The sequence below is a fragment of the Enterobacter sp. BNK-22 genome, assembly GCF_048684805.1.
Lineage (GTDB): Bacteria > Pseudomonadota > Gammaproteobacteria > Enterobacterales > Enterobacteriaceae > Enterobacter > Enterobacter quasiroggenkampii.
In genome coordinates this window covers 3273413-3298525 of record NZ_JBLQTT010000001.1, presented here as the reverse complement: position 1 = coordinate 3298525, position 25113 = coordinate 3273413, and the positions used below count along the sequence as shown (strand labels likewise).

Annotated in this window: 19 protein-coding genes and 1 rRNA gene; 13 read left to right on the top strand and 7 right to left on the bottom strand. The window is 55.9% G+C overall.

Features of this window, described 5'->3' with window-relative positions; all coding sequences use genetic code 11:
* Window positions 1-57 precede the first annotated feature (57 nt).
* From rrf to aceK, 5 genes are all read left to right on the top strand, one after another.
* Window positions 58-173 (top strand): 5S ribosomal RNA (gene rrf, locus ACMGGE_RS15600).
* 267 nt (window positions 174-440) lie between these two features.
* A complete protein-coding gene (metA, locus tag ACMGGE_RS15595) occupies window positions 441-1370 on the top strand; it encodes a homoserine O-acetyltransferase MetA (protein WP_008503405.1) in 930 nt (309 codons plus the stop codon).
* A gap of 270 nt (window positions 1371-1640) precedes the next feature.
* Window positions 1641-3242: a malate synthase A gene (aceB, locus tag ACMGGE_RS15590; RefSeq protein WP_045909135.1), complete on the top strand. Its 1602-nt coding sequence runs from the start codon at window positions 1641-1643 to the stop codon at window positions 3240-3242.
* A gap of 31 nt (window positions 3243-3273) precedes the next feature.
* On the top strand, window positions 3274-4578 hold the full coding sequence (gene aceA, locus ACMGGE_RS15585; protein ID WP_008503407.1) for an isocitrate lyase: 1305 nt from the start codon (window positions 3274-3276) through the stop codon (window positions 4576-4578).
* Window positions 4579-4628: 50 nt separating this feature from the next.
* On the top strand, window positions 4629-6365 hold the full coding sequence (gene aceK / locus ACMGGE_RS15580; protein ID WP_274241677.1) for a bifunctional isocitrate dehydrogenase kinase/phosphatase: 1737 nt from the start codon (window positions 4629-4631) through the stop codon (window positions 6363-6365).
* Window positions 6366-6402: 37 nt separating this feature from the next.
* Here aceK and iclR read toward each other — a convergent pair whose 3' ends face one another.
* Window positions 6403-7233: a glyoxylate bypass operon transcriptional repressor IclR gene (gene iclR / locus ACMGGE_RS15575; protein WP_126534939.1), complete on the bottom strand. Its 831-nt coding sequence runs from the start codon at window positions 7231-7233 to the stop codon at window positions 6403-6405.
* Between the two features lie 193 nt (window positions 7234-7426).
* Here iclR and metH point away from each other — a divergent pair, with 193 nt between their 5' ends.
* Window positions 7427-11110 carry a methionine synthase gene (gene metH / locus ACMGGE_RS15570; RefSeq protein ID WP_420293933.1) on the top strand — a complete coding sequence of 1228 codons (3684 nt, stop codon included), beginning with the start codon at window positions 7427-7429 and terminating at the stop codon, window positions 11108-11110.
* A gap of 116 nt (window positions 11111-11226) precedes the next feature.
* Window positions 11227-12858, top strand: a complete 1632-nt coding sequence (locus tag ACMGGE_RS15565) for a Na/Pi cotransporter family protein (RefSeq protein WP_008503411.1) — start codon at window positions 11227-11229, stop codon at window positions 12856-12858.
* On the opposite strand, the gene ACMGGE_RS15560 is transcribed toward ACMGGE_RS15565, so the two are convergent.
* Together ACMGGE_RS15560 and ACMGGE_RS15555 are read right to left on the bottom strand one after the other, a co-directional pair.
* The gene (locus tag ACMGGE_RS15560) at window positions 12855-13142 is read right to left on the bottom strand and encodes an addiction module antidote protein (protein ID WP_021242718.1); all 288 of its coding nucleotides are present in this window, start codon (window positions 13140-13142) and stop codon (window positions 12855-12857) included. The genes ACMGGE_RS15565 and ACMGGE_RS15560 overlap by 4 nt on opposite strands.
* A gap of 6 nt (window positions 13143-13148) precedes the next feature.
* Window positions 13149-13451 carry a type II toxin-antitoxin system RelE/ParE family toxin gene (locus ACMGGE_RS15555; protein ID WP_023293553.1) on the bottom strand — a complete coding sequence of 101 codons (303 nt, stop codon included), beginning with the start codon at window positions 13449-13451 and terminating at the stop codon, window positions 13149-13151.
* A gap of 197 nt (window positions 13452-13648) precedes the next feature.
* On the opposite strand from ACMGGE_RS15555, the gene rluF reads away from it, so the two are divergent.
* A complete protein-coding gene (gene rluF, locus ACMGGE_RS15550) occupies window positions 13649-14521 on the top strand; it encodes a 23S rRNA pseudouridine(2604) synthase RluF (RefSeq protein ID WP_420293932.1) in 873 nt (290 codons plus the stop codon).
* Here rluF and ACMGGE_RS15545 read toward each other — a convergent pair whose 3' ends face one another.
* From ACMGGE_RS15545 to rtcR, 3 genes are all read right to left on the bottom strand, one after another.
* Window positions 14522-14794 carry a DUF3811 domain-containing protein gene (locus ACMGGE_RS15545; RefSeq protein ID WP_014830263.1) on the bottom strand — a complete coding sequence of 91 codons (273 nt, stop codon included), beginning with the start codon at window positions 14792-14794 and terminating at the stop codon, window positions 14522-14524.
* Window positions 14795-14844: 50 nt separating this feature from the next.
* Entirely contained in the window at window positions 14845-15789 is a 945-nt protein-coding gene (gene panS / locus ACMGGE_RS15540; protein WP_045909140.1) for a ketopantoate/pantoate/pantothenate transporter PanS, read from the bottom strand.
* A 105-nt stretch (window positions 15790-15894) separates the two neighbouring features.
* Complete coding sequence (gene rtcR / locus ACMGGE_RS15535; protein ID WP_045909141.1) at window positions 15895-17469, bottom strand: RNA repair transcriptional activator RtcR; 1575 nt, start codon at window positions 17467-17469, stop codon at window positions 15895-15897.
* A 442-nt stretch (window positions 17470-17911) separates the two neighbouring features.
* Here rtcR and ACMGGE_RS15530 point away from each other — a divergent pair, with 442 nt between their 5' ends.
* The 3 genes from ACMGGE_RS15530 to ACMGGE_RS15520 are packed head-to-tail and all read left to right on the top strand — an operon-like array spanning window position 17912 to window position 21063.
* Window positions 17912-19039 (top strand): slipin family protein, encoded by a 1128-nt coding sequence (locus tag ACMGGE_RS15530; protein ID WP_048226415.1) that lies wholly within the window; start codon window positions 17912-17914, stop codon window positions 19037-19039.
* Window positions 19040-19043: 4 nt separating this feature from the next.
* Window positions 19044-20270 (top strand): RtcB family protein, encoded by a 1227-nt coding sequence (locus ACMGGE_RS15525; protein ID WP_420293931.1) that lies wholly within the window; start codon window positions 19044-19046, stop codon window positions 20268-20270.
* A 4-nt stretch (window positions 20271-20274) separates the two neighbouring features.
* Entirely contained in the window at window positions 20275-21063 is a 789-nt protein-coding gene (locus ACMGGE_RS15520; RefSeq protein ID WP_420293930.1) for a DNA polymerase beta superfamily protein, read from the top strand.
* Window positions 21064-21104: 41 nt separating this feature from the next.
* Here the strand turns inward: ACMGGE_RS15520 and lysC are convergent, their stop codons facing one another.
* Window positions 21105-22454, bottom strand: a complete 1350-nt coding sequence (gene lysC, locus ACMGGE_RS15515) for a lysine-sensitive aspartokinase 3 (RefSeq protein ID WP_045909145.1) — start codon at window positions 22452-22454, stop codon at window positions 21105-21107.
* A 374-nt stretch (window positions 22455-22828) separates the two neighbouring features.
* On the opposite strand from lysC, the gene pgi reads away from it, so the two are divergent.
* Entirely contained in the window at window positions 22829-24478 is a 1650-nt protein-coding gene (pgi, locus tag ACMGGE_RS15510) for a glucose-6-phosphate isomerase (RefSeq protein WP_045909146.1), read from the top strand.
* 367 nt (window positions 24479-24845) lie between these two features.
* Window positions 24846-25088, top strand: coding sequence for an exopolysaccharide production protein YjbE (gene yjbE, locus ACMGGE_RS15505; protein ID WP_008503423.1), 243 nt, complete (start codon window positions 24846-24848; stop codon window positions 25086-25088).
* The last annotated feature ends 25 nt before the right edge of the window (window positions 25089-25113 follow it).

Genomic DNA, 25113 nt, shown 5'->3' with positions numbered 1-25113 from the left:
GTTTTGGCGAAGAGACGAACAATCAAATTTCAGCCTGATACAGATTAACAGAATTTGCCTGGCGGCTTTAGCGCGGTGGTCCCACCTGACCCCATGCCGAACTCAGAAGTGAAACGCCGTAGCGCCGATGGTAGTGTGGGGTCTCCCCATGTGAGAGTAGGGAACTGCCAGGCATCAATTAGAAGAACCCCGTACCGTAAGGTACGGGGTTTTTTGCTTTGCACGCCAGAAAACATGCCGGATGACGGCTTCGCCTTATCCGGCCTACAAAACCTGCAGGCCCGGTAAGCGCAGCGCCACCGGGCATGGCAGACCGCACCATCCTCTCCTTGAAACTTTCTCACCTTCTGCTTGCAGACTCGACATTCAAGCCATTTCTGGGTATCGTTAGCTGTCTGGATGTCTAAACGTTTATACGTATGCTGTGAGGATACAAAGCTATGCCGATTCGGGTGCAGGACGAGCTACCAGCCGTCAATTTCTTGCGTGAAGAAAATGTCTTTGTGATGACGACTTCACGTGCGACAGGTCAGGAAATTCGCCCGCTGAAGGTGCTTATTCTCAATCTGATGCCCAAAAAGATCGAAACAGAAAACCAGTTCCTGCGTCTGCTGTCGAACTCCCCGCTGCAGGTCGATATTCAACTGCTGCGAATCGACGCCCGTGAGTCACGCAATACGCCTTCTGAGCATCTGAACAACTTCTACTGCAACTTTGATGACATTCAGGGTGAAAACTTCGACGGTCTGATTGTGACCGGCGCGCCGCTGGGCCTGGTGGAATTTAACGATGTCGCTTACTGGCCGCAGATCAAGCAGGTTCTGGAGTGGGCAAAAGATCACGTCACGTCCACGCTGTTTGTCTGTTGGGCGGTACAAGCCGCACTGAATATTCTCTATGGCATCCCCAAGCAAACCCGCACTGAAAAGCTCTCCGGCGTATACGAACACCATATTCTCCATCCCCATGCGTTGCTGACACGCGGGTTTGATGATTCTTTCCTGGCTCCGCATTCCCGCTACGCTGACTTCCCGGCCCAGCTGATTCGTGATTACACCGATCTGGAGATTCTGGCCGAAACGGAAGATGGGGACGCTTACCTGTTTGCCAGTAAAGATAAGCGCATTGCCTTTGTGACCGGACATCCTGAGTACGATCCGCACACCCTTGCGTCAGAGTATTTCCGTGATGTCGAAGCGGGTCTGAACCCGGATGTCCCGTACAACTATTTCCCGAAAGACGATCCGCAAAACAAACCGAGAGCGACCTGGCGCAGCCACGGGAATTTGCTTTTTACTAACTGGCTCAACTATTACGTCTACCAGATAACACCATACGATCTGCGTCACATGAATCCAACGCTGGAGTAATCGTCTGCACTAAACGATCCTAAAGCGTTTCAGCTATTCAAATCAGGCACCTTCGGGTGCCTTTTTTATTTCCGAAATGCCACTCATCATTCTTTAAAACTTTAATTTCAATAAAATCAATCAATTAATTGCAATTTATAATTAAAATGGAAATTGTTTTTGATTTTAGAAAAAATAGAGATAGTCTTAATTCTGCTGAGCGAAAACTACCCAACGATCTTTCGTTCGCATCGGGAGCGTGATTTTGGATCTTTGATGAGGAGCAGAGTAATGACTCAACAGGCAACGACGGTCGATGAACTGGCCTTTACCCAGCCGTATGGCGAGCAAGAACAGCAAGTTTTGACGGCAGAAGCGGTAGAATTTCTGACTGAACTGGTGACCCGCTTTACGCCGCAGCGCAATAAGCTGCTGGCGGCACGTATTCATCAGCAGCAGGAAATTGATAACGGCAAGTTGCCTGGTTTTATTTCGGAAACCGCTTCCATTCGCCGTGGCGAGTGGAAAATCCGCGGCATCCCTGAAGATTTACAGGATCGTCGCGTTGAGATCACCGGTCCGGTAGAGCGCAAAATGGTGATCAACGCCATGAACGCCAACGTTAAGGTCTTTATGGCCGATTTTGAAGACTCGCTGGCGCCGGACTGGCGTAAGGTCATCGATGGACAGATCAACCTGCGCGACGCCGTAAACGGCACCATCAGCTATACCAACGAAGCCGGCAAAATATACCAGCTTAAACCGAACCCGGCGGTACTGATCTGTCGCGTGCGTGGGCTGCACCTGCCGGAAAAACATGTCACCTGGCGTGGTGAAGCCATTCCGGGAAGCCTGTTTGATTTTGCGCTCTATTTCTTCCACAACTACAAAGCCCTGCTGGCGAAGGGCAGCGGCCCGTATTTCTATCTGCCTAAAACGCAGGCCTGGCAGGAAGCAGCCTGGTGGAGCGAAGTCTTCAGCTATGCGGAAGATCGTTTCAACCTGCCGCGCGGCACCATCAAAGCCACCCTGCTGATTGAAACGCTGCCTGCCGTGTTCCAGATGAATGAAATTCTGCACGCCCTGCGTGACCACATTGTCGGCCTGAACTGCGGACGCTGGGACTATATTTTCAGCTACATCAAAACGCTGAAAAACTACCCCGATCGCGTACTGCCGGATCGCCAGGTCGTGACCATGGATAAACCGTTCCTGAGCGCCTACTCGCGTCTGCTGATCAAAACCTGCCACAAGCGCGGAGCCTTCGCGATGGGCGGCATGGCGGCCTTTATCCCGAGCAAAGATGCCGAGCGCAACAATCAGGTGCTCAACAAGGTGAAAGCCGACAAAGAGCTTGAAGCACGTAACGGCCATGACGGGACGTGGATCGCGCATCCGGGTCTGGCCGATACGGCGATGGACGTCTTTAACCGCGTGCTTGGCGACAATAAAAACCAGCTGTTTGTCACGCGTGAAGACGATGCCCCAACGGCTGAAGAACAGCTGCTGGCCCCGTGCGCGGGCGAACGGACGGAAGAGGGGATGCGGGCCAATATCCGCGTTGCGGTGCAGTACATCGAAGCGTGGATCTCCGGCAACGGCTGCGTGCCGATCTACGGCCTGATGGAAGATGCTGCGACGGCGGAGATCTCACGTACCTCTATCTGGCAGTGGATCCACCATCAAAAAACGCTCAGCAACGGCAAGCCGGTGACCAAATCCCTGTTCCGCCAGATGCTGGCCGAAGAGATGCGGGTGATCCAGGACGAGCTGGGCGAACACCGCTTCAGCAGCGGACGCTTTGACGACGCTGCGCGCCTGATGGAGCAAATCACCACATCAGATGACTTAATCGACTTCCTGACCCTGCCGGGCTACCGCTTCCTGGCGTAACTCACCACATAACAATATGGAGCATCTGCACATGAAAACCCGTACCCAACAAATCGAAGAATTAAAGAAAGAGTGGACACAACCTCGCTGGGAAGGCATCCGCCGTCCGTACAGCGCGGAGGACGTGGTGAAATTACGCGGCTCGGTCAATCCGGAATGCACGCTGGCGCAAAATGGCGCGGCAAAAATGTGGAAGCTGCTGCACGGTGGTTCCAAAAAAGGCTACATCAACAGCCTCGGTGCGCTGACCGGCGGTCAGGCCCTGCAGCAGGCGAAGGCCGGTATTGAGGCTATCTACCTTTCCGGCTGGCAGGTGGCGGCGGACGCCAACCTGGCCTCCAGCATGTACCCGGATCAGTCGCTCTATCCGGCTAACTCCGTGCCGTCGGTCGTGGATCGGATCAACAACACCTTCCGTCGAGCGGATCAGATCCAGTGGGCGGCGGGCATCGAACCTAACGATCCGCGCTTTATTGACTATTTCCTGCCGATCGTTGCAGATGCGGAAGCGGGCTTCGGCGGCGTGCTGAACGCCTTTGAACTGATGAAATCGATGATTGAAGCCGGTGCAGCGGCCGTTCACTTCGAAGATCAGCTGGCGTCAGTGAAGAAGTGCGGACATATGGGCGGGAAGGTGCTGGTTCCCACACAGGAAGCGGTTCAGAAGCTGGTTGCCGCGCGTCTGGCTGCTGATGTGCTCGGCGTGCCGACGCTGGTCATTGCCCGTACCGATGCCGACGCGGCTGACCTGATCACCTCTGACTGCGATCCGTACGACAGCGAGTTCATCACCGGCGAGCGTACCAGTGAAGGTTTCTATCGTACCCACGCGGGTATCGAGCAAGCGATCAGCCGCGGTCTGGCGTACGCGCCGTACGCGGATCTGGTCTGGTGTGAAACGTCCACGCCGGATCTGGCGCTGGCAAAACGCTTTGCTGATGCCATTCATGCGAAGTACCCGGGCAAACTGCTGGCCTACAACTGCTCGCCGTCCTTCAACTGGCAGAAAAAGCTGGATGACAAAACGATCGCCAGCTTCCAGCAGCAGCTGTCCGACATGGGCTACAAATACCAGTTCATTACTCTGGCAGGCATCCACAGCATGTGGTTCAACATGTTCGACCTGGCGCACGCCTATGCGCAGGGTGAGGGCATGAAGCACTACGTTGAGAAGGTGCAGCAGCCGGAATTTGCGGCGGGCAAAGATGGTTATACCTTCGTCTCTCACCAGCAGGAAGTGGGCACCGGCTACTTTGATAATGTGACCACGATTATTCAGGGCGGCACCTCCTCCGTCACCGCCTTGACGGGTTCAACGGAAGAAGCACAGTTCTAATCTTTTCCCCTCTCCCCCCTGGGGAGAGGGTTGGTGGTGAGGGGGAATATATGTCGCGTGGCCTGGAATTACTGATTGCCCAAACTATTTTGCAGGGCTTCGATGCCCAGTATGGTCGTTTTCTTGAAGTGACCTCCGGCGCGCAGCAGCGCTTCGAACACGCAGACTGGCATGCGGTTCAGCAGGCCATGAAGCAGCGTATCCATCTTTATGACCACCACGTGGGTCTGGTGGTGGAGCAGTTGCGCTGTATTACCGACGGTAAAAGTCCGGACGCGGAATTTTTACTGCGCGTAAAAGAGCATTACACCCATTTGTTACCCGACTACCCGCGCTTCGAGATTGCGGAGAGCTTTTTCAACTCCGTCTATTGCCGGTTATTTGACCACCGCTCATTATCTCCTGAGCGGTTATTTATCTTCAGCTCCCAGCCCGAGCGACGCTTTCGTACCATTCCGCGTCCGCTGGCGAAAGATTTCTTCCCCGATCGCGGATGGGAAAAGCTCCTGCACCGCGTGCTTACAGATCTGCCGCTGCGCCTGCCCTGGGAGAATAAAACCCGGGATATCGGGTATATCCACGCCCATCTCAACGAAACGTTCGGTGCAGAGGTGCTCAGCCACAGCCATTTGCAGGTGGCCAATGAGCTTTTCTACCGCAATAAAGCCGCCTGGCTGGTGGGCAAACTGGTTACGCCGACGGCCATTGTGCCGTTTCTGCTGCCCATTCACCGCACCGACGGTGGGGAACTGTTTGTCGATACCTGCCTGACCACCAGCGCCGAGGCCAGCATCGTGTTTGGCTTCGCCCGCTCCTATTTTATGGTCTATGCACCGTTACCTGCCGCGCTGGTGGAGTGGCTGCGCGAGATCCTGCCGGGCAAAACCACCGCCGAGCTGTATATGGCTATTGGCTGCCAGAAGCACGCTAAAACGGAAAGCTACCGGGAATACCTGCGTTATGTCACTACCGCTGATGAGCAGTTTATCGAAGCGCCCGGCATTCGCGGCATGGTGATGCTGGTGTTTACGCTGCCGGGCTTTGACCGGGTCTTTAAGGTAATTAAGGACAGATTCGCGCCGCAGAAAGAGATGACCGCCGCGCACGTCCGCGCATGCTACCAGCTGGTTAAGGAGCATGACCGCGTCGGGCGCATGGCGGATACTCAGGAATTCGAAAACTTTGTGCTGGATAAACAGCAGATCGATCCGGCACTCATGGCGCTTTTAATGCAGGAAGCACCCGCCAAAATCACCGATCTTGGTGACAAGATCGTCATTAGCCATCTCTACATTGAACGACGCATGGTGCCGCTGAATATCTGGCTGGAGCAGTCCGAGGGTCAGGCTTTAAGAGATGCGATTGAAGAGTACGGCAACGCGATTCGCCAGCTTGCCGCCGCCAACATCTTCCCGGGCGATATGCTGTTTAAAAACTTCGGCGTCACCCGTCACGGGCGAGTGGTGTTCTACGATTACGACGAAATTTGCTATATGACCGAGGTGAACTTCCGCGATATCCCACCGCCCCGTTACCCGGAAGATGAGCTTTCCAGCGAGCCGTGGTACAGCGTTTCACCGGGCGATGTGTTTCCCGAAGAGTTTCGCCACTGGCTGTGCGCCGATCCGCGCATCGGGCCGCTATTCGAAGAGATGCATGCCGATCTGTTTCGCGCCAGCTACTGGCGCGGACTGCAAACGCGGATCAAAAATGGGCATGTCGAAGATGTGTATGCATACCGCCGCAAGCAGCGGTTTTGCATCAGATTTTCAGAGGGCATCATGTAGGCCGGGTAAGGCGAAGCCGCCACCCGGCAATGCATGCTTAACGAATCCCACCGTACGCCAGCGTCACCTCTTTCGCCGCCTTAATCACCAGCGCACCCAGTTCGGTTACGCGATCGTCGGTCATACGCGAAATCGGCCCGGAGATAGAGATGGCGGCAAACGGCTCGCGGTGCTCGTCAAAAATACAGGCTGCGATACAGCGCAGGCCGAGGGCGTGCTCCTCGTCGTCAAACGAATAGCCGCGCTTGCGGGTCAGGGCCAGATCTTCTTTCAGATGGACGGGTGACACCAGCGTGGCGTGGGTATAGGCGTGCAGCCCTTTACGGTGCAGCAGCCCCGTCACCTGCTCCTCGCTCAGCTGAGAGAGAAATGCTTTCCCCGCCCCGGACGCGTGCATCGGCAGCTTACCGCCAATCGGCGCGGACATGCGCATCAGCTGCGTGCACTGTACCTGGTCGATGATAATCGCCTGATGGTCGCTCTGGTCGAGCACGGCCAGATTCACGGTCTCGCCCGACTCTTCCATCAATTTGCGCAGAATCGGATGCACAATCGCCAGCAGGTTGCGACTCTGCAGGAAGCTGCTGCCCACGATAAACGCATGCGCGCCCACCGCCCAGTGTCCCAGCTCGCCCACCTGGCGGACAAAACCCAGCTGCTGCATGGTGGTCAGCAGGCGGTGTGTTGTGGAGTTCGGCAGGCCAGCCTGCTGGGCCAGCTCCGTCAGGGCCACGCTGCTGTGCGACTCGGCTATCCACTCCAGCAGCTTCAGACCGCGCGTGAGCGATTGAACCTGTCCGCCCTGTTGTGCGGCGGCGGTGGTGGCAGCAGGTTTTCTGCCGCGTTTAGCGGGAACGGTCGCGACCATGACGATCTCCTTTTTCTGTATCGTGGAAATCATTTTCGTTTTATTTGGTGAATTTGCAACCGTTATCCTGACTGATCGGAGGAGTGATGGTGAACATGTCTCATGTTACCGCTGAGCGGCTTTTCCACCCTGCGAGATTGTGCCAGTATGGAACGCAGCCTTTTGGCCTTGTTGAGCGTTGTCGGGAGCAAGTGTGAGCAGCAAAGTAGAGCAACTGCGTGCGCAGTTAAATGAACGAATTCTGGTGCTGGACGGCGGCATGGGCACCATGATCCAGGGCTATCGCCTGAGTGAAGATGATTTCCGCGGCGAACGCTTTGCCGACTGGCCCTGCGACCTGAAAGGGAACAACGACCTGCTGGTGCTCAGCAAGCCGTCCGTGATTAAGGATATCCACAACGCCTACTTCGAAGCGGGTGCGGATATCGTTGAAACCAACACCTTTAACTCGACAACCATCGCCATGGCGGATTACCAGATGGAATCCCTGTCGGCGGAAATCAACTTTGAAGCCGCGAAGCTGGCGCGAGCCTGCGCCGACGAGTGGACGGCCCGCACGCCGGATAAGCCGCGCTACGTTGCCGGGGTGCTTGGCCCGACGAACCGCACCGCGTCGATTTCACCGGACGTCAACGACCCGGCGTTTCGTAATATCACCTTTGACCAGCTGGTTGCGGCCTACCGTGAATCGACCAAAGCGCTGGTGGAAGGTGGTTCAGATCTGATCCTGATTGAAACCGTCTTCGATACCCTCAATGCCAAAGCCGCGATTTACGCGGTGAAAGAGGAGTTCGAGGCGCTGGGCGTTGACCTGCCGATCATGATTTCCGGCACCATCACCGACGCCTCTGGCCGTACCCTGTCCGGCCAGACCACCGAAGCGTTTTATAACTCCCTGCGCCACGCCGACGCGCTCTCCTTCGGCCTGAACTGCGCGCTGGGCCCGGATGAACTGCGCCAGTACGTGCAGGAGCTGTCGCGCATCGCGGAATGCTACGTCACCGCGCACCCGAACGCCGGTCTGCCAAATGCCTTCGGTGAATACGATCTGGATGCCGACACCATGGCGGCACAAATCCGCGAGTGGGCCGAGTCTGGCTTTCTGAACATCGTCGGCGGCTGCTGCGGCACCACGCCGGAGCATATCGCCGCCATGAGCAATGCCGTCGCCGGACTGCCGCCACGCAGGCTGCCCGAACTGCCGGTTGCCTGTCGCCTCTCCGGCCTTGAGCCGTTGACCATTGGTGAAGACAGCCTGTTTGTGAACGTGGGTGAGCGTACGAACGTCACCGGTTCCGCGAAGTTTAAACGCCTGATCAAAGAAGAGAAGTACAGCGAAGCGCTGGACGTTGCCCGCCAGCAGGTGGAAAGCGGCGCGCAGATTATCGATATCAACATGGATGAGGGGATGCTCGACGCCGAAGCGGCGATGGTGCGTTTCCTCAACCTGATTGCCGGTGAGCCGGACATCGCCCGCGTGCCGATCATGATCGACTCCTCCAAATGGGACGTGATCGAGAAGGGGCTGAAGTGCATTCAGGGTAAAGGCATCGTCAACTCCATCTCCATGAAAGAGGGCATTGATGTCTTCATCCACCACGCGAAGAGGGTCCGCCGCTACGGTGCCGCCGTGGTGGTCATGGCCTTCGACGAAGTGGGCCAGGCCGATACCCGCGCGCGTAAAATTGAGATTTGCCGCCGCGCGTACAAAATACTGACCGAAGAGGTGGGCTTCCCGCCGGAAGACATCATCTTTGACCCGAACATCTTCGCCGTGGCGACCGGCATCGAAGAGCACAATAACTACGCCCAGGACTTTATCGGCGCGTGCGAGGACATTAAGCGCGAGCTGCCGCATGCCCTCATTTCCGGCGGCGTGTCGAACGTCTCGTTCTCGTTCCGCGGTAACGACCCGGTGCGTGAAGCGATCCACGCCGTGTTCCTCTACTACGCCATCCGCAACGGGATGGACATGGGGATCGTTAACGCCGGCCAGCTGGCGATTTACGACGACCTGCCCGCAGAGCTGCGCGACGCGGTGGAAGACGTGATCCTCAACCGCCGCGACGACGCCACCGAACGGCTGCTGGACCTGGCGGAGAAATACCGCGGCAGCAAGTCGGATGACGCAGCCAACGTTCAGCAGGCAGAGTGGCGTGCCTGGGACGTGAAAAAGCGTCTGGAATATTCGCTGGTAAAAGGCATCACCGAGTTTATCGAGCAGGACACCGAAGAGGCGCGTCAGCAGTCAGCCCGCCCGATTGAAGTGATCGAAGGGCCGCTGATGGACGGCATGAACGTGGTAGGCGATCTGTTCGGTGAAGGCAAAATGTTCCTGCCACAGGTGGTGAAATCCGCCCGCGTGATGAAGCAGGCCGTGGCGTACCTGGAGCCGTTTATCGAGGCCAGCAAAGAGAAAGGCTCCAGCAACGGCAAGATGGTCATCGCCACCGTCAAGGGTGACGTGCACGACATCGGCAAGAATATCGTCGGCGTGGTGCTGCAGTGTAATAACTACGAGATTATCGACCTCGGCGTGATGGTTCCGGCGGATAAAATCCTCAAGACCGCGCGCGAAGTGAACGCCGATCTGATTGGCCTCTCCGGGCTGATCACCCCGTCGCTGGACGAGATGGTTAACGTGGCGAAGGAGATGGAGCGTCAGGGCTTCACCATTCCGCTGCTGATTGGCGGCGCGACCACCTCCAAAGCGCACACGGCGGTGAAAATCGAGCAGAACTACAGCGGGCCGACGGTCTACGTGCAGAACGCCTCGCGCACGGTGGGCGTGGTCTCCGCGCTGCTCTCTGACACCCAGCGCGACGAGTTTGTCGAGCGCACCCGCAAAGAGTACGAAACCGTTCGCATCCAGCACGGGCGCAAGAAACCGCGCACCCCGCCAGTTTCACTCCAGGCGGCGCGCGATAACGATCTGGCGTTTGACTGGTCGAGCTATACGCCACCGGTCGCGCATCGCCTGGGCGTTCAGGAAGTCAGCGCCAGCATCGAAACGCTGCGCAACTACATCGACTGGACGCCGTTCTTTATGACCTGGTCGCTGGCGGGCAAATATCCGCGCATCCTGGAAGATGAGGTGGTTGGCGAGGAGGCGAAACGCCTGTTTAAAGATGCCAACGATATGCTCGACAGGCTGAGTGCGGAGAAAACCCTTAACCCGCGCGGCGTCGTGGGCCTGTTCCCGGCTAACCGTGTGGGTGACGACATCGAAATTTACCGCGATGAAACCCGCACTCACGTACTGGCGGTCAGCCGCCATCTGCGTCAGCAAACCGAGAAAGTGGGCTTTGCCAACTACTGCCTGGCCGATTTTGTCGCGCCGAAGCTGAGCGGTAAAGCCGACTATATTGGCGCCTTTGCCGTGACCGGCGGTCTGGAAGAAGATGCCCTGGCGGACGCGTTCGAAGCGCAGCACGACGATTACAATAAAATCATGGTGAAAGCGATAGCCGACCGCCTGGCGGAAGCCTTCGCCGAGTACCTGCACGAGCGCGTGCGTAAGGTGCACTGGGGCTACGCGGCGAATGAAAACCTCAGCAACGAGGAGCTGATCCGCGAAAACTACCAGGGGATTCGTCCGGCACCGGGCTATCCGGCCTGCCCGGAGCACACCGAAAAGGGCACGATCTGGCAACTGCTGGACGTCGAAGCCCATACCGGGATGAAGCTCACCGAGTCGTTCGCCATGTGGCCGGGTGCGTCAGTTTCAGGCTGGTACTTCAGTCATCCGGACAGCAAGTACTTTGCCGTGGCGCAGCTGCAGCGCGATCAGATTGAAGATTACGCCCTGCGCAAAGGCATGAGCGTGTCAGAAGTCGAGCGCTGGCTGGCCCCGAACTTAGGCTACGACGCAGACTAACGTCACTTTTCCTTACAACAAACAAGGCACCTCAAGGGTGCCTTGTCTCTTTCTTACGCTTAACCCCTTATACTAAACCTATGGAAAACGAATAATGATAAGGAGGAAAACCTTCCGTGCTGACCCTGTTACATCTGCTCTCTGCAGTCGCACTGCTCGTATGGGGCACCCATATCGTCCGTACCGGCGTGATGCGCGTTTTTGGCGCCCGTTTACGTACCGTTCTCAGCAGCAGCGTTGAGAAGAAGCCGCTCGCCTTCTGCGCGGGCATTGGCGTAACGGCACTGGTTCAGAGCAGCAACGCCACAACCCTGCTTGTCACCTCCTTTGTGGCGCAGGATCTGGTGGCGCTGGCCCCGGCGCTGGTCATTGTGCTGGGGGCTGATGTGGGTACCGCGCTGATGGCGCGTATCCTGACGTTTGACCTCTCCTGGCTGTCGCCGCTGCTGATTTTTGTCGGCGTCATCTTTTTCCTCGGCCGCAAACAGACGCGGGCCGGCCAGCTTGGACGCGTGGGCATTGGCCTGGGGCTGATCCTGCTGGCGCTGGAGCTGATTGTGCAGGCGGTCACCCCGATTACCGAGGCCAACGGCGTTCAGGTCATCTTCGCTTCCCTGACCGGGGACATCATGCTCGACGCGCTGATTGGCGCGGTGTTTGCCATCGTCAGCTACTCCAGCCTGGCCGCCGTGCTGCTGACGGCCACGCTCACCGCCGCCGGGGCGATCTCCTTCCCGGTCGCGCTGTGTCTGGTGATCGGTGCCAACCTCGGCTCTGGCCTGCTGGCGATGCTCAATAACAGCGCCGCCAACGCTGCCGCCCGCCGCGTGGCGCTCGGTAGCCTGCTGTTTAAGCTGGTGGGCAGCCTGATTATCCTGCCCTTTATCCATCCGCTGGCGAACCTGATGGACAACCTCCCGCTGCCGAAGGCGGAGCTGGTGATCTATTTCCACGTGTTCTACAACCTGGTGCGCTGCCTGGCGATGGTCCCTTTTGCCGGGTCGATGGCCCGCTTCTGCGAACGACTCATTCAGGACGAACCGGAGCTGGATGCGCGCCTGAAGCCGAAGCATCTGGATACCTCCGCGCTGGACACCCCGGCGCTGGCGCTGGCGAATGCCGCACGCGAGACGCTGCGCATGGGCGACGCGATGGAGACCATGCTCGAAGGCCTGCAAAAGGTAATGCACGGCGAGCCGCGGGAGGAGAAAGAGCTGCGCAGACTGGCGGATGATATCAACGTGCTCTATACCGCCATTAAGCTCTACCTGGCGCGCATGCCGCAGGACGAGCTGGCGGAGGAGGAGTCCCGCCGCTGGGCGGAAATCATTGAGATGTCGCTCAACCTTGAGCAGGCCTCCGATATCGTTGAGCGCATGGGCAGCGAGATCGCCGATAAGTCGCTGGCCGCACGCCGGGCGTTCTCCGTTGAAGGCCTGAAGGAGCTGGAAGCGCTGCACGAGCAGTTGGTCAGTAACCTGAAGCTGGCGATGCTGGTCTTCTTTTCCAGCGACGTCCCGAGCGCGCGCCGCCTGCGCCGTAACAAGCATCGATTCCGCATTCTTAACCGCCGCTACTCGCACGCCCACGTTGAGCGTCTGCATCAGCAAAACGTGCAGAGTATCGAAACCAGCTCACTCCACCTGGGACTGCTGGGCGATATGAAGCGCCTTAACTCGTTGTTCTGTGCGGTGGCCTACAGCGTGATGGAACAGCCGGATGAAGATGACCAGCGGGATGAGTATTAATCCCCGGCGTGTTTGAGTGTTAACCCAAAACCCAATGCTTTCATGACCGCGAGCGTAGTTTTGAGCGTTGGGTTTCCTTTATCACTGAATGACCGATAAAGCTGCTCACGTGATAAACCGGTTTGCTGTGAAATGTTCGACATGCCTTTGGCTCGCGCGACAACACCAAGGGCTTTAGCGATATATGTCGAGTCGCCTGTTTCTAGTGCATCAGCGATAAACACGGCGATTTCCTCGTCATCCACCAACGCGTTGGCGGGATCGTAAGGTGTTAATTTATGCATGCTCATTCACTCCTGCCATTGGGATACATTGCTCAGCATTTTTGCCATCAGTATGTCTCTGGCCTGGCTGCTTTTGTCACCACCACATAACAGCACGATGATGTAATTGCCCTGGTCTTTAAAATAGATTCTGTAGCCCGGACCAAAGTGGATCCTTAGCTCACTTATACCTTCTCCCACGGGTTTAACGTCGCCAGCTAAGCCATTTGCCAACCGAAAGAGGCGGGAAGCGATAATGGTCTTCGCTCGTCGATCTTTTAAGTTTTGCTCCCAGCGTCGGAAGGATTCTGTCTGAACAATCTCCTTCATATTACTCCCTGTGATTTATAAACTACAAATACTTCTCCATGGAGAGTAAAACTAAAAGGCTTGAACACATGGGTAAATGACAGGATGCAAAATCCTGAAAGCGTCTCGCAAACTAAAAAACCCGTCTCAGTTACCGTCGGCTAATCTTTTTTTCCAGTCCATACCTAAGGTATATTTCGCCCTTCACAGGAGAAACTATGCTGCCAACTCAATCAACCCGATTAAACAAATACATTAGCGAGAGCGGGATCTGCTCACGTCGCGAGGCGGACCGTTACATTGAACAAGGTAATGTGTTCCTCAACGGCAAACGCGCCACGATTGGTGACCAGGTGATGCCTGGCGATGTGGTTAAAGTGAATGGTCAGCTCATCGAACCGCGTGATGCCGAAGACCTGGTGTTTATCGCGTTGAACAAACCGGTTGGGATTGTCAGCACCACGGAAGATGGCGAGCGGGACAACATCGTTGATTTCGTGAACCACAGCAGCCGTATCTTCCCGATTGGCCGTCTGGATAAAGACTCTCAGGGGCTGATTTTCCTCACTAACCACGGCGATCTGGTCAACAAGATCCTGCGTGCCGGTAACGATCACGAGAAAGAGTACATTGTGACGGTGAATAAGCCGGTCACGGACCACTTTATTCGCGGTATGGGCGCCGGTGTGCCGATCCTCGGTACCGTTACGAAAAAGTGTAAGGTGAAGAAAGAAGCGCCGTTCGCGTTCCGTATTACCCTTGTGCAGGGCTTAAACCGCCAGATCCGCCGCATGTGCGAGTACTTCGGTTATGAAGTGACGAAGCTGGAGCGCACGCGCATCATGAACGTCAGCCTGTCCGGCATTCCGCTGGGCGAATGGCGCGACTTAACGGACGACGAACTGATCGAGCTGTTCAAGCTTATCGAGAACTCCTCGTCCGAAGCGAAGCCGAAAGCCAAAGCAAAACCGAAAACCCAGGCGATTAAGCGTCCGGTCGTGAAGGCACCGCAGGCGGAAGAGAAAGGACGCGGCAGACCGGGCAACGGGAAGCGATTTACCCAGCCTGGCCGTAAAAAGAAAGGGCGCTAGCTAGCGCCTTCCACGGGTAGAGGTATTGGCCGACCAGGAAAAGGTCGTTTCGGTATCCGGCTTGTAAGCCTGCTGCTTTTTCAGTTTGCGGGCTTTTTTCGCCTCGGCGTCACGCTGCGCCATCAGTTTGTCGATGTACTCTTTTTTCACCTGATTGGTTTCGGCGTTGGTCAGCGTACGGCCATGCGCGATGCGGGCGCGGTCGAGAAGCGTTTTCAGTTCGCGCTGCTCGGCTTCCGTCATGTCTTTCTGGGTCAAACGTGGTGTCGCCATTGCTGAAGCCTCCTGAGAGAGAGGCTTCAGTGTAAAGCAAGCTGAGTCAATTAACCCTGCTTCACCGCATCTTTTTTCGTTTGTTCCTCAATCGGTTTGCCGGACCAGTAGCCCGCCAGCAGCGAGCCGGAGAGGTTATGCCAGACGGAGAACAGCGCACCCGGCAGGGCCGCCAGCGGCGAGAAGTAGATTTTACCGAGCGCCGCCGCCAGGCCGGAGTTCTGCATCCCTACCTCGATTGCCAGCGTGCGGCAGGTCGATTCGTCGAAGCCAAACAGTTTCCCGCCCCAGTAGCCGCCCAGCAGGCCAATGGTGTTATGCAGCACCACCGCGACGATCACCACAAAGCCTACGGAAGCAATGTGCGAGGCGGAGCCCGCCACCACGGCGCTGATGATGGCCAGAATACAGACCATCGAAAATGCGGGCAGGTATGGCTCAACGGCCTTCACCACGCGCGGGAAAAGATGGTGAATGACCAGCCCCAGCGCAATCGGGATCACCACGATTTGCAGAATGCTCAGCAGCATACCCATCACGTCCACCTGAATATGCGCATCCACGTACAGGCGGGTTAACAGCGGCGTGGCAATCACGCCCACCAGTGTAGAGACGGACGAGATAGTGACGGAGAGCGCCACGTCGCCTTTCGCCAGATAGATCATGACGTTGGACGCCGTGCCGCTGGCCACGCTGCCCACCAGCACCATCCCGGCGGAAAGGTCGGGCGGCATCTTAAAGGCCATCGCCAGTAGCCACGCCGCGAGCGGCATCACCAGGTAGTGCAGAAATATTCCTGCCGCGACGGGCGCAGGGCGAGACAGCACGCGTTTGAAGTCGTCGACTTTCAGATGCACGCCCATACCGAACATGATCAGCATCAGCAGCGTGGTGACCCACGGACCAATACCGGTGAACGTGGTGGGCGTGTAATACGCGAGTACGGAGAGCAGCAGCGCCCATAACGGGAACAGCCGCGTAATAGCGGATAACATAATGATTTCCTTGCGATGAATGTTGTATGTGTTTGTTATAAAAAGCCGGGATCGAGCCCGGCTATAGTTATTGTTTATCGCGTAAGGAAGTAATATTCAAATGAATTATGACCGGATGCTTTCCCAGCTCAGACTAAAGCGAGCCAGATATTTGCGCAGTCGGTCGGCGTCGTTAGGATTGGCTTTTTTGAGCCGTGAAACGGCAAACAGCTCACGTCCGGCTTCAGACAACGATGCGCTGCGGCGACATACCTCCAGCACCGTTTCAAGTTGCCGCTGGTCAAAGAGGTCAATCTCCATGTCAGTTGCAGGCTGCGTCACGTCAGTTTGCCAGTCGGTCTGAAGACGTGAGATCTCCTCCAGCACCAGATCCTGAGTAATACGCCCTCGTTCCGCCAGCGTCGCCATGCGTGCGACGCTGGCGCTCAGTTCGCGAAAGTTGCCCCGCCACAGCGCCCTGCTGGAACAGGCAAAGGCCAGATAGCCTTCGCGCGCCTCTTTATCGAAGCGGATTTGCGTCTGGCTTTCGCGAGAGAAACGTTGAAGTTCGTAGTCGACATTCGGCGTGATGTCCTCTTTCCGTTGGGCAAGGCCGGGCAAGGCAAAGCTCCACACATTAATACGGGCATAGAGATCTTCACGAAAACGTCCCTCGGCCACCCACTGGCGCATATTACGGTGGGTTCCGGCGATAAGTTGAAAATCGCTGTGAACTTCTTTATCGGAGCCAAACGGGAAAAAAGTTTTCTCTTCAATGGCTTTGAGCAGCATCGCCTGTTCATCCAGGCCTAGTTCGGCAATCTCGTCGAGGAAAAGGACGCCGCCATCGGCTTCACGCAGCAGGCCGCTGCGCGCCGACAGTGCGCCGGTAAAGGCTCCTTTCACATGGCCGAACAGCGTGGACATGGCGTTATCACCGCGCAGGGTCGCGCAGTTGACGGAAACCAGCTTGCCGGAAACTTGATGGCGTGACTGCTTAAGCTGATAAATGCGGTTCGCGAGGAACGACTTGCCCGCGCCGGTGGGGCCGGTCAGCAGGATCGGGGCTGTTGAACGTAGCGCCACGCGTTCAATCTTGTCGATAAGAGTGTTAAAGGTGGCATTTCGCGTATCAATGCCCGCTTTCAGAAATGAGATTGACTGCTGCTGCTCGCGCTGAAAACGGTTGGTAAGGGTTGTGTAGCGGCTTAAATCCAGGTCGATAATTGAGTAAGTTCCGGCTGCAGTCTCCTCAGCAGAGGCTTCTTTTCTGGCAGGGCCAGTCTGCAAAAGGCTGGCGGGAAGATAGCGGGCTTCCGTCAGCAGGAACCAGCAGATCTGCGCCACATGCGTGCCGGTGGTGATGTGGACGAAATACTCTTCGTGATCGGTATCAAACGTGTACTGGGTGGCGAAATCGAGAAACGCGGCATAAACCTCTTCGAAATCCCACGGGTCTTCAATGATTACCGTGCTGGGACGCACCTCGGTGTGGGGGGAAACCAGCACAATATCTTCCGCCAGTTGCTGAGCCATGCCGAGATCTCGCGGTTGATGTAGCAGCTCCAGCCTGTCGACCGGGAAATCCGGCTGTTGGCACAGCCCGACGGTCGGTCGCCATTTGCGAAAGCGATTAGCCCGCTTTCCCCGTTTATCCATCACGGTGCCAAGCACCCCGATTACCACCTTCCGCTTCTTCATGTTTATCCAGAAAGATAATTGTCGATATAACAGGATAAAAAATGTTGAGCCGAACGGCAATGCATGAAAAGCCTGATAAATAAAAAATCATTAATTATCAATAAAATAAAAAATAAAAACGGCGATTTTTGTTTTTGGCACGCTTCTGGCAATACAGATAACGTCACGACGTTGAGCACACTGGGGGTTAAGGCCCCGTCGGCGCACCAGGAACGGCAAGGCTGTTTTCCGGGGGCGTTCCGTCAACCAATGACAGACAGAAGGGTTCGATTCCCGATTCATTCTCCCAATGAAAACTGGTTGTAAACATCAAAGTAAATACAGGGATTGCGCAGTCAGCAATCCCAATGAAGGTCGCCGGTAATGGCGCCGGATCGCAGGCGAAAAGGCATTCCCCTGTGATTTCGTGCCTGCACCCGCGCCTGACTTTAAGGAATATAAAATGGCTAAAAAAATCACGATAAAAAAAGGTCAGTTAGGACTGGTAGCAAAAGCTGGCGATTATTACCGGGTACTGGAGGCGGGTGAACACCGTCTGGGTTGGTTCAATACTGACGACGTGCTGGTGGTGAGCCAGGACGGCAGCGAGGTGCCGGGTGCGCTGGCGGATTATCTGCGTCGCTTTCAGCCTGACTGGGTGGCACGTTACTGCCTGGCGGTTGATCTTACTGCGGATGAAATCGGGGTGTTATCGAACAATGGCGTATTGCAGGAGATTGTGCCGCCTTGTACACGTCGTCTGTACTGGCAGCAGGATGCGGCGTTGAGCCTGCGAAGAATTGATACCCGTGATGTGCGGGTGCCGGAGGACGTGATGAATGCTGCTCTGCAGCCGCGTCGCAATGGCGCGGTAAAAGGGCGTGACGCGATGCTGGTCGTACAGGTACCTGCCTGGCACGTCGGGGTGGTGAAAATCGACGGAGAAATTCAGGCACTGTTACCGCCGGGACTGACGGCTTACTGGAAAATTAACCATCTGGTTGAGGCAGAGGTAGTGGATACGCGCCTTCAGGTGGTGGAAGTGAGCGGGCAGGAGATCCTGACGAAGGACAAAGTTAACCTGCGCCTGAACCTGGCGGCTAACTGGCGCTACAGCGACGTGCTGCAGGCCTGCGGACAGCTTACGAAACCGCTGGAACATTTGTACCGCGAACTCCAGTTCGCACTGCGTGAAGCGGTCGGCACCCGCACTCTCGATGAGTTACTTGAAGATAAGCAGATCATTGACGAGGTGGTCAGCAAACAGGTGCAAGGCCGCCTGTCATCCTTTGGAATGGAAATTGCGTCGCTTGGGGTAAAAGATATTGTTTTACCTGGTGATATGAAAACGATTTTATCCCGTCTGGTAGAGGCCGAAAAATCGGCCCAGGCGAATGTTATTCGCCGACGTGAAGAAACGGCGGCGACACGATCGCTGTTAAACACCGCAAAGGTGATGGAGAACAACCCGGTGGCGCTGCGTTTAAAAGAGCTGGAAACCCTGGAAAGGGTCGCGGAGCGTATCGACAAAATTTCAGTATTTGGTGGCCTGGACCAGGTATTACACGGCCTTGTTAACCTGAAAGGATAACGCAATGCAACAGAATGATTTTGAATTACTGACAGCGCCATACGGCGCCCCGATCAAAATGTGGACTCACGGTGTGCCCGTGGAACCAGAGGCACAGGCGCAGTTACTGAATACCGCAAAGATGCCGTTTATTTTCAAACACCTTGCGGTGATGCCCGACGTTCATCTCGGTAAAGGCTCAACCATCGGCAGCGTGATCCCGACCAAAGGGGCAATTATTCCTGCGGCGGTTGGCGTGGATATTGGCTGTGGGATGATTGCCGTTCGCACGTCGCTGGTGGCCGGTGATTTGCCGGATAATCTCAGCGGTTTACGTAGCGCCATTGAACAGGCAGTACCGCATGGGAGAACCAATACCCGTTCTCGACGGGATAAAGGCGCGTGGGAAACGCCACCGAAAGAAGTGGACGATCGCTGGTGGGTGCTGGCCCCACGTTTTAAACAACTCACGGATAAATACCCGCAGTTGCGGAAAACCAACAACTATCAGCATCTGGGCACGCTGGGTACCGGAAATCACTTTATTGAAATTTGCCTCGATGAGCAGCAGCGCGTCTGGGTGATGTTGCACAGCGGCTCGCGCGGCGTAGGAAACGCCATCGGTAATGTGTTTATCGCCCTGGCACAGCAGGATATGCAGCATCACCTGGGACATCTGCCGGATAAAAATCTGGCCTATTTTCAGGAGGGGAGTCGTCACTATGAGGACTACATCGAGGCGGTGGAGTGGGCGCAGGATTTTGCCCGCCACAATCGGGAAGTGATGATGTCGCGCGTGCTGGCGGCGCTCTCTCGCGAAGTGACTAAGCCCTTTATTACGCAGCAGGAGGCGGTTAACTGCCATCACAACTATGTGCAGAAAGAGCATCACTTTGGGGAAGAGGTACTGATCACGCGCAAAGGTGCGGTGTCGGCGCAGAAAGGGCAAATGGGGATTATTCCGGGCTCAATGGGCGCAAAGAGCTTCATCGTGCGTGGCCTCGGCAACGAGCAAAGCTTCTGTTCCTGCAGCCACGGCGCTGGGCGAGTGATGAGCCGAACGGCGGCAAAAAAACGCTTTACCCTTAGCGACCATATTCAGGCGACCTCTCACGTAGAGTGTCGCAAAGACAATGAGGTGATCGATGAAACGCCGATGGCCTATAAAGACATTGATGCCGTGATGGCCGCGCAATCGTCGCTGGTGGAAATCGTTCATACCCTGCGTCAGGTAGTGTGTGTAAAAGGATAAAAAAATGAGCAACAACGATGTTGATAGCGCGATGCGCGCACGAGTCTGCGCGCAACTTCGCGATATAGAGCAGCGCTATAACGTGCGCGTGCTCTACGCCTGTGAATCGGGCAGCCGGGGATGGGGATTTGCCTCACCGGATAGCGATTATGATGTGCGGTTTTTGTACGTTCACCGCCCAGAATGGTATCTGCGCGTCGAATCCCAGCGGGATGTGATCGAGCTGCCGATAGATGATGAACTGGACGTTTGTGGCTGGGAATGGCGCAAGACACTGGGTCTGCTGAAGGGGGCAAACCCGACGCTTATCGAGTGGCTGGATTCCCCTGTTGTTTATCAGGAGGATGAGACGGTATTGGCCGAGTTGCGCGCGCTGATACCCGCGTGGTTTTCGCCATTGCGCGCCCGCTGGCATTACTACTCAATGGCTCGAAAAAACTTCCGTGGATATTTACAGGGGGAAACGGTTCGGCTGAAAAAGTACTTTTATGTTCTGCGACCTTTGCTGGCGGCGCGGTGGGTAGAAGCGGGGAAAGGCGTTCCACCGATGCGTTTTGCCGAACTGCTTGCCGGGAGCGAACTGTGTGCGCCGTTACGTGCGGAAATCGATGCATTGCTGGAAATAAAACAGCGCGCAGGTGAAGCGGAATATGGTCCTAAACGGCCATTACTCCACGCTTTTTTGCAAAATGAGCTGGTGAGAGGAGAAGTACCGCCGGTACTACCCGACAGCAGAGAAGGAAATTTAAAAGATCTGGATTCGTTGCTGATGAGAACAGTAATGAAAAGCTAAAGAATGGCCCGGTAGTGAAAATGCCCGGGCCATTCTTGCGCTTATTCAAACAAATTCTGATGAAGCTTCTGCACCACCTGCTCGGCCTGATCGGCTGGCACCAGGAAGCAGAGGTTATAGCTGGACGCACCGTAGCAAATCATGCGGATGTTGAACGGGTCGAGCACGCCAAACACCTCTTTGCCCACGCCGCAGGCGCGCGACAGCTTGTTGCCGATGATGGCAACCAGCGCCAGGTCTTCTTCGACTTCCACGCGGCACAGTTCAGACAGCTCAATCAGCAGCGACTGCGTCAGCAGGGTATCACCGGTTGAGGTAGAACCGGTGGTGTCCAGCGTCAGCGCAATGCTCACTTCAGAGGTGGTGATCAGATCCACGGAGATATTGTGGCGCGCCAGAATGCCAAACACTTCCGCCAGGAAACCGCGGGAGTGCAGCATATTGTGGCTGTGCAGGGTGACCAGCGTCTGGCGACGGCGCAGGGCCAGGGCGCGGAACAGCGGCGGGTTTTCCGTTTTCTTGCAGACCAGCGTCCCGCCCGCTTTCGGATCTTTACTCGAGCCGACGAAGACCGGAATATCGCTGCGTACGGCCGGCAAAAGGGTTGCCGGATGCAGCACTTTCGCGCCGAAGGTGGCCATTTCAGCCGCTTCTTCAAACGCGATCACATCAATACGTTTCGCCGCAGAAACGACGCGCGGGTCGGTGGTGTAAATACCTGGAACGTCAGTCCAGATATCCACGCGCGTGGCATGCAGGGCCTCGCCCAGCAGCGCGGCGGTGTAGTCGCTGCCGCCACGGCCAAGCGTGGTGGTGCGGCCTTTCGCTTCACTGCCGATAAAGCCCTGGGTGATCACGATACCGTCTGCCAGACGCGGGGCCAGCTGCTGATTGGTCAGCTCGGCCAGTGCTTCAACGTCCGGCTCGGCGCGACCAAAGCGGTCGCTGGTGCGCATCACTTTACGCACGTCAAACCACTGCGCCTGAATGTTACGCTCGCGCATGATTTCAACAAACAGCAGGGTGGACATCAGCTCGCCGTGGCTGACCAGTTCGTCGGTCAGGGCGGTGGAGGTGGCCAGCGAGGCGGCTTCTGCCAGGGTGGTGATGTTTTCCAGCAGACGTTCCACTTCCTCGCGGATGACGTTCGGGTTCTGCAGACGCTCAAGAATGTCGAACTGAATTTTGCGCAGTGCATCCAGCTTCACGAAACGTTCTGTCGCTTCCAGTCCTTCAGACAGAGAAACCAGCAGGTTCGTCACGCCGGCAGAGGCAGACAGCACCACCAGGCGGGTATTCGGATCGGCCAGCACCACATCGGCGCTGCGGTTCATGGCATCGTAATCGGCCACACTGGTGCCGCCAAATTTGGCGACCACAAAACTCGTCATAACAACCTCGTGTCAGGGAATGAATAAGCGACCTTGGCACAAGAGTGAAACGAAAACAGGTGCAGGCGCAAAATACGGCCCTATAAATAAAATGCGGGGGAGGTCCTGTCAATGCTGGGATTATGCGGATTTTTTATGGGGGGGTACCCCTGAGAAACAGGACTTATAACAGGGCCAGATTTTATGCTCCGTTTTAGGGCATTTTGACCGACATTTCACCGCTCCTGGAAGGCGCTTCAGCAGCTATACTTTTCGGGTCTTTTCACCTGTGTTTGATGCAGGCCAGGGCAATGGCATAAAAACCATCACAATTTTTATTTGCAGGCGCTACAATCGACCGCAGTCACAATTCTCAAATCAGAAGAGTATTGCTAATGAAAAACATCAACCCAACGCAGACCGCTGCCTGGCAGGCACTCCAGAAACATTTTGATGAAATGAAAGACGTCACCATCGCGGATCTGTTCGCGAAAGATGCCGATCGTTTCAACAAGTTCTCCGCGACTTTCGACGACCTGATGCTGGTGGATTTCTCTAAAAACCGCATTACCGAAGAGACGCTGGCAAAACTGCAGGATCTGGCGAAAGAAACCGAGCTGGCGGACGCCATCAAATCCATGTTCTCCGGTGAGAAGATCAACCGCACCGAAGACCGTGCCGTGCTGCACGTCGCTCTGCGTAACCGTAGCAATACGCCAATCATCGTTGACGGCAAAGACGTCATGCCGGAAGTGAACGCGGTGCTGGAAAAGATGAAAACCTTCTCCGAAGCGATCATCTCCGGTAGCTGGAAAGGCTACACCGGCAAAGCGATCACCGACGTGGTAAACATCGGTATCGGCGGTTCTGACCTCGGCCCGTTCATGGTGACCGAAGCGCTGCGTCCGTACAAAAACCACCTCAATATGCACTTTGTGTCTAACGTCGACGGTACCCACATCGCCGAAGTGCTGAAGAACGTGAACCCGGAAACCACCCTGTTCCTGGTTGCGTCTAAAACCTTTACCACCCAGGAAACCATGACCAACGCCCACAGCGCGCGCGACTGGTTCCTGAAAACCGCGGGCGACAACAAGCACGTGGCGAAACACTTCGCGGCGCTGTCTACCAACGGTAAAGCCGTCAGCGAGTTCGGTATTGATACCGCGAACATGTTCGAGTTCTGGGACTGGGTTGGCGGCCGCTACTCCCTGTGGTCTGCGATTGGCCTGTCCATCATCCTGTCCGTGGGCTTCGACAACTTCGTTGAGCTGCTCTCCGGCGCGCACGCGATGGACAAACACTTCTCCACCACCGCGCCTGAGAAAAACCTGCCGGTGCTGCTGGCGCTGATCGGGATCTGGTACAACAACTTCTTCGGCGCTGAAACCGAAGCGATCCTGCCGTACGACCAGTATATGCACCGCTTTGCTGCGTACTTCCAGCAGGGCAACATGGAATCCAACGGTAAATACGTGGACCGTAATGGCAACGCGGTGGACTACCAGACTGGCCCAATCATCTGGGGCGAGCCGGGTACTAACGGCCAGCATGCTTTCTACCAACTGATTCACCAGGGCACCAAAATGGTACCGTGCGATTTCATCGCGCCGGCTATCACCCATAACCCGCTGTCCGATCACCATCCGAAGCTGCTGTCCAACTTCTTCGCCCAGACCGAAGCGCTGGCGTTCGGTAAATCCCGCGAGGTGGTAGAGCAGGAATACCGCGACCAGGGTAAAGATCCGGCCACGCTGGACCACGTTGTCCCGTTCAAAGTGTTCGAAGGCAACCGTCCAACCAACTCCATCCTGCTGCGCGAAATCACGCCGTTCAGCCTGGGTGCGCTGATTGCTCTGTACGAGCACAAAATCTTCACGCAGGGCGCGATACTGAACATCTTCACCTTTGACCAGTGGGGCGTTGAGCTGGGCAAACAGCTGGCAAACCGTATTCTGCCAGAGCTGGGTGATGATAAAGCGATTACCAGCCATGACAGCTCGACCAATGGTTTGATCAACCGTTATAAAGCATGGCGTGCGTAATTAAAACGTCATGAAAACGTGCCGGCTTAATGCCGGCATTTTTTTATCGGATAATTCCTGATGTCTGTTAGTTAACTCAAATTCTGTTTCTGAGTTTAATCCGAAAAAGACGCTTAACCCGTTAATTGCTGCGGTTTATTTTAAGAAAATACGCAGAAGTCAGTTAATATCTATATATTATAACTTATTGATTTTTATTGATTATATATTTGTCTGTTTTTCCTTTCATTTCGATTTTATCCATTAGTCCGAAAACCCTCTCCCTATTTCCCCTTACGGCAAACCCACGGCAGTAGTTGTGTATACTCGATTCCGCCTGAAATTCTTTTCGGGCAAATCTCCATTCATTCATTGAAGGGAAATTGTTATGAAGAAAGTACTGTATGGCATTTTTGCCATATCTGCGCTTGCGGCGACATCTGTCTATGCAGCTCCGGTTCAGGTCGGGGAAGCGGCAGGGTCGGCTGCGACGTCTGCGTCTGCGGGGAGTTCTACCGCAGCCAGCGCCAGCACCGTAAGTTCAGCCGTGGGTGTCGCGCTGGCGGCAACCGGTGGCGGTGATGGCTCCAACACCGGAACCACGACCACCACGACAACCAGCACCCAGTAATAGCGGGTGTTTTAATCATAACCAC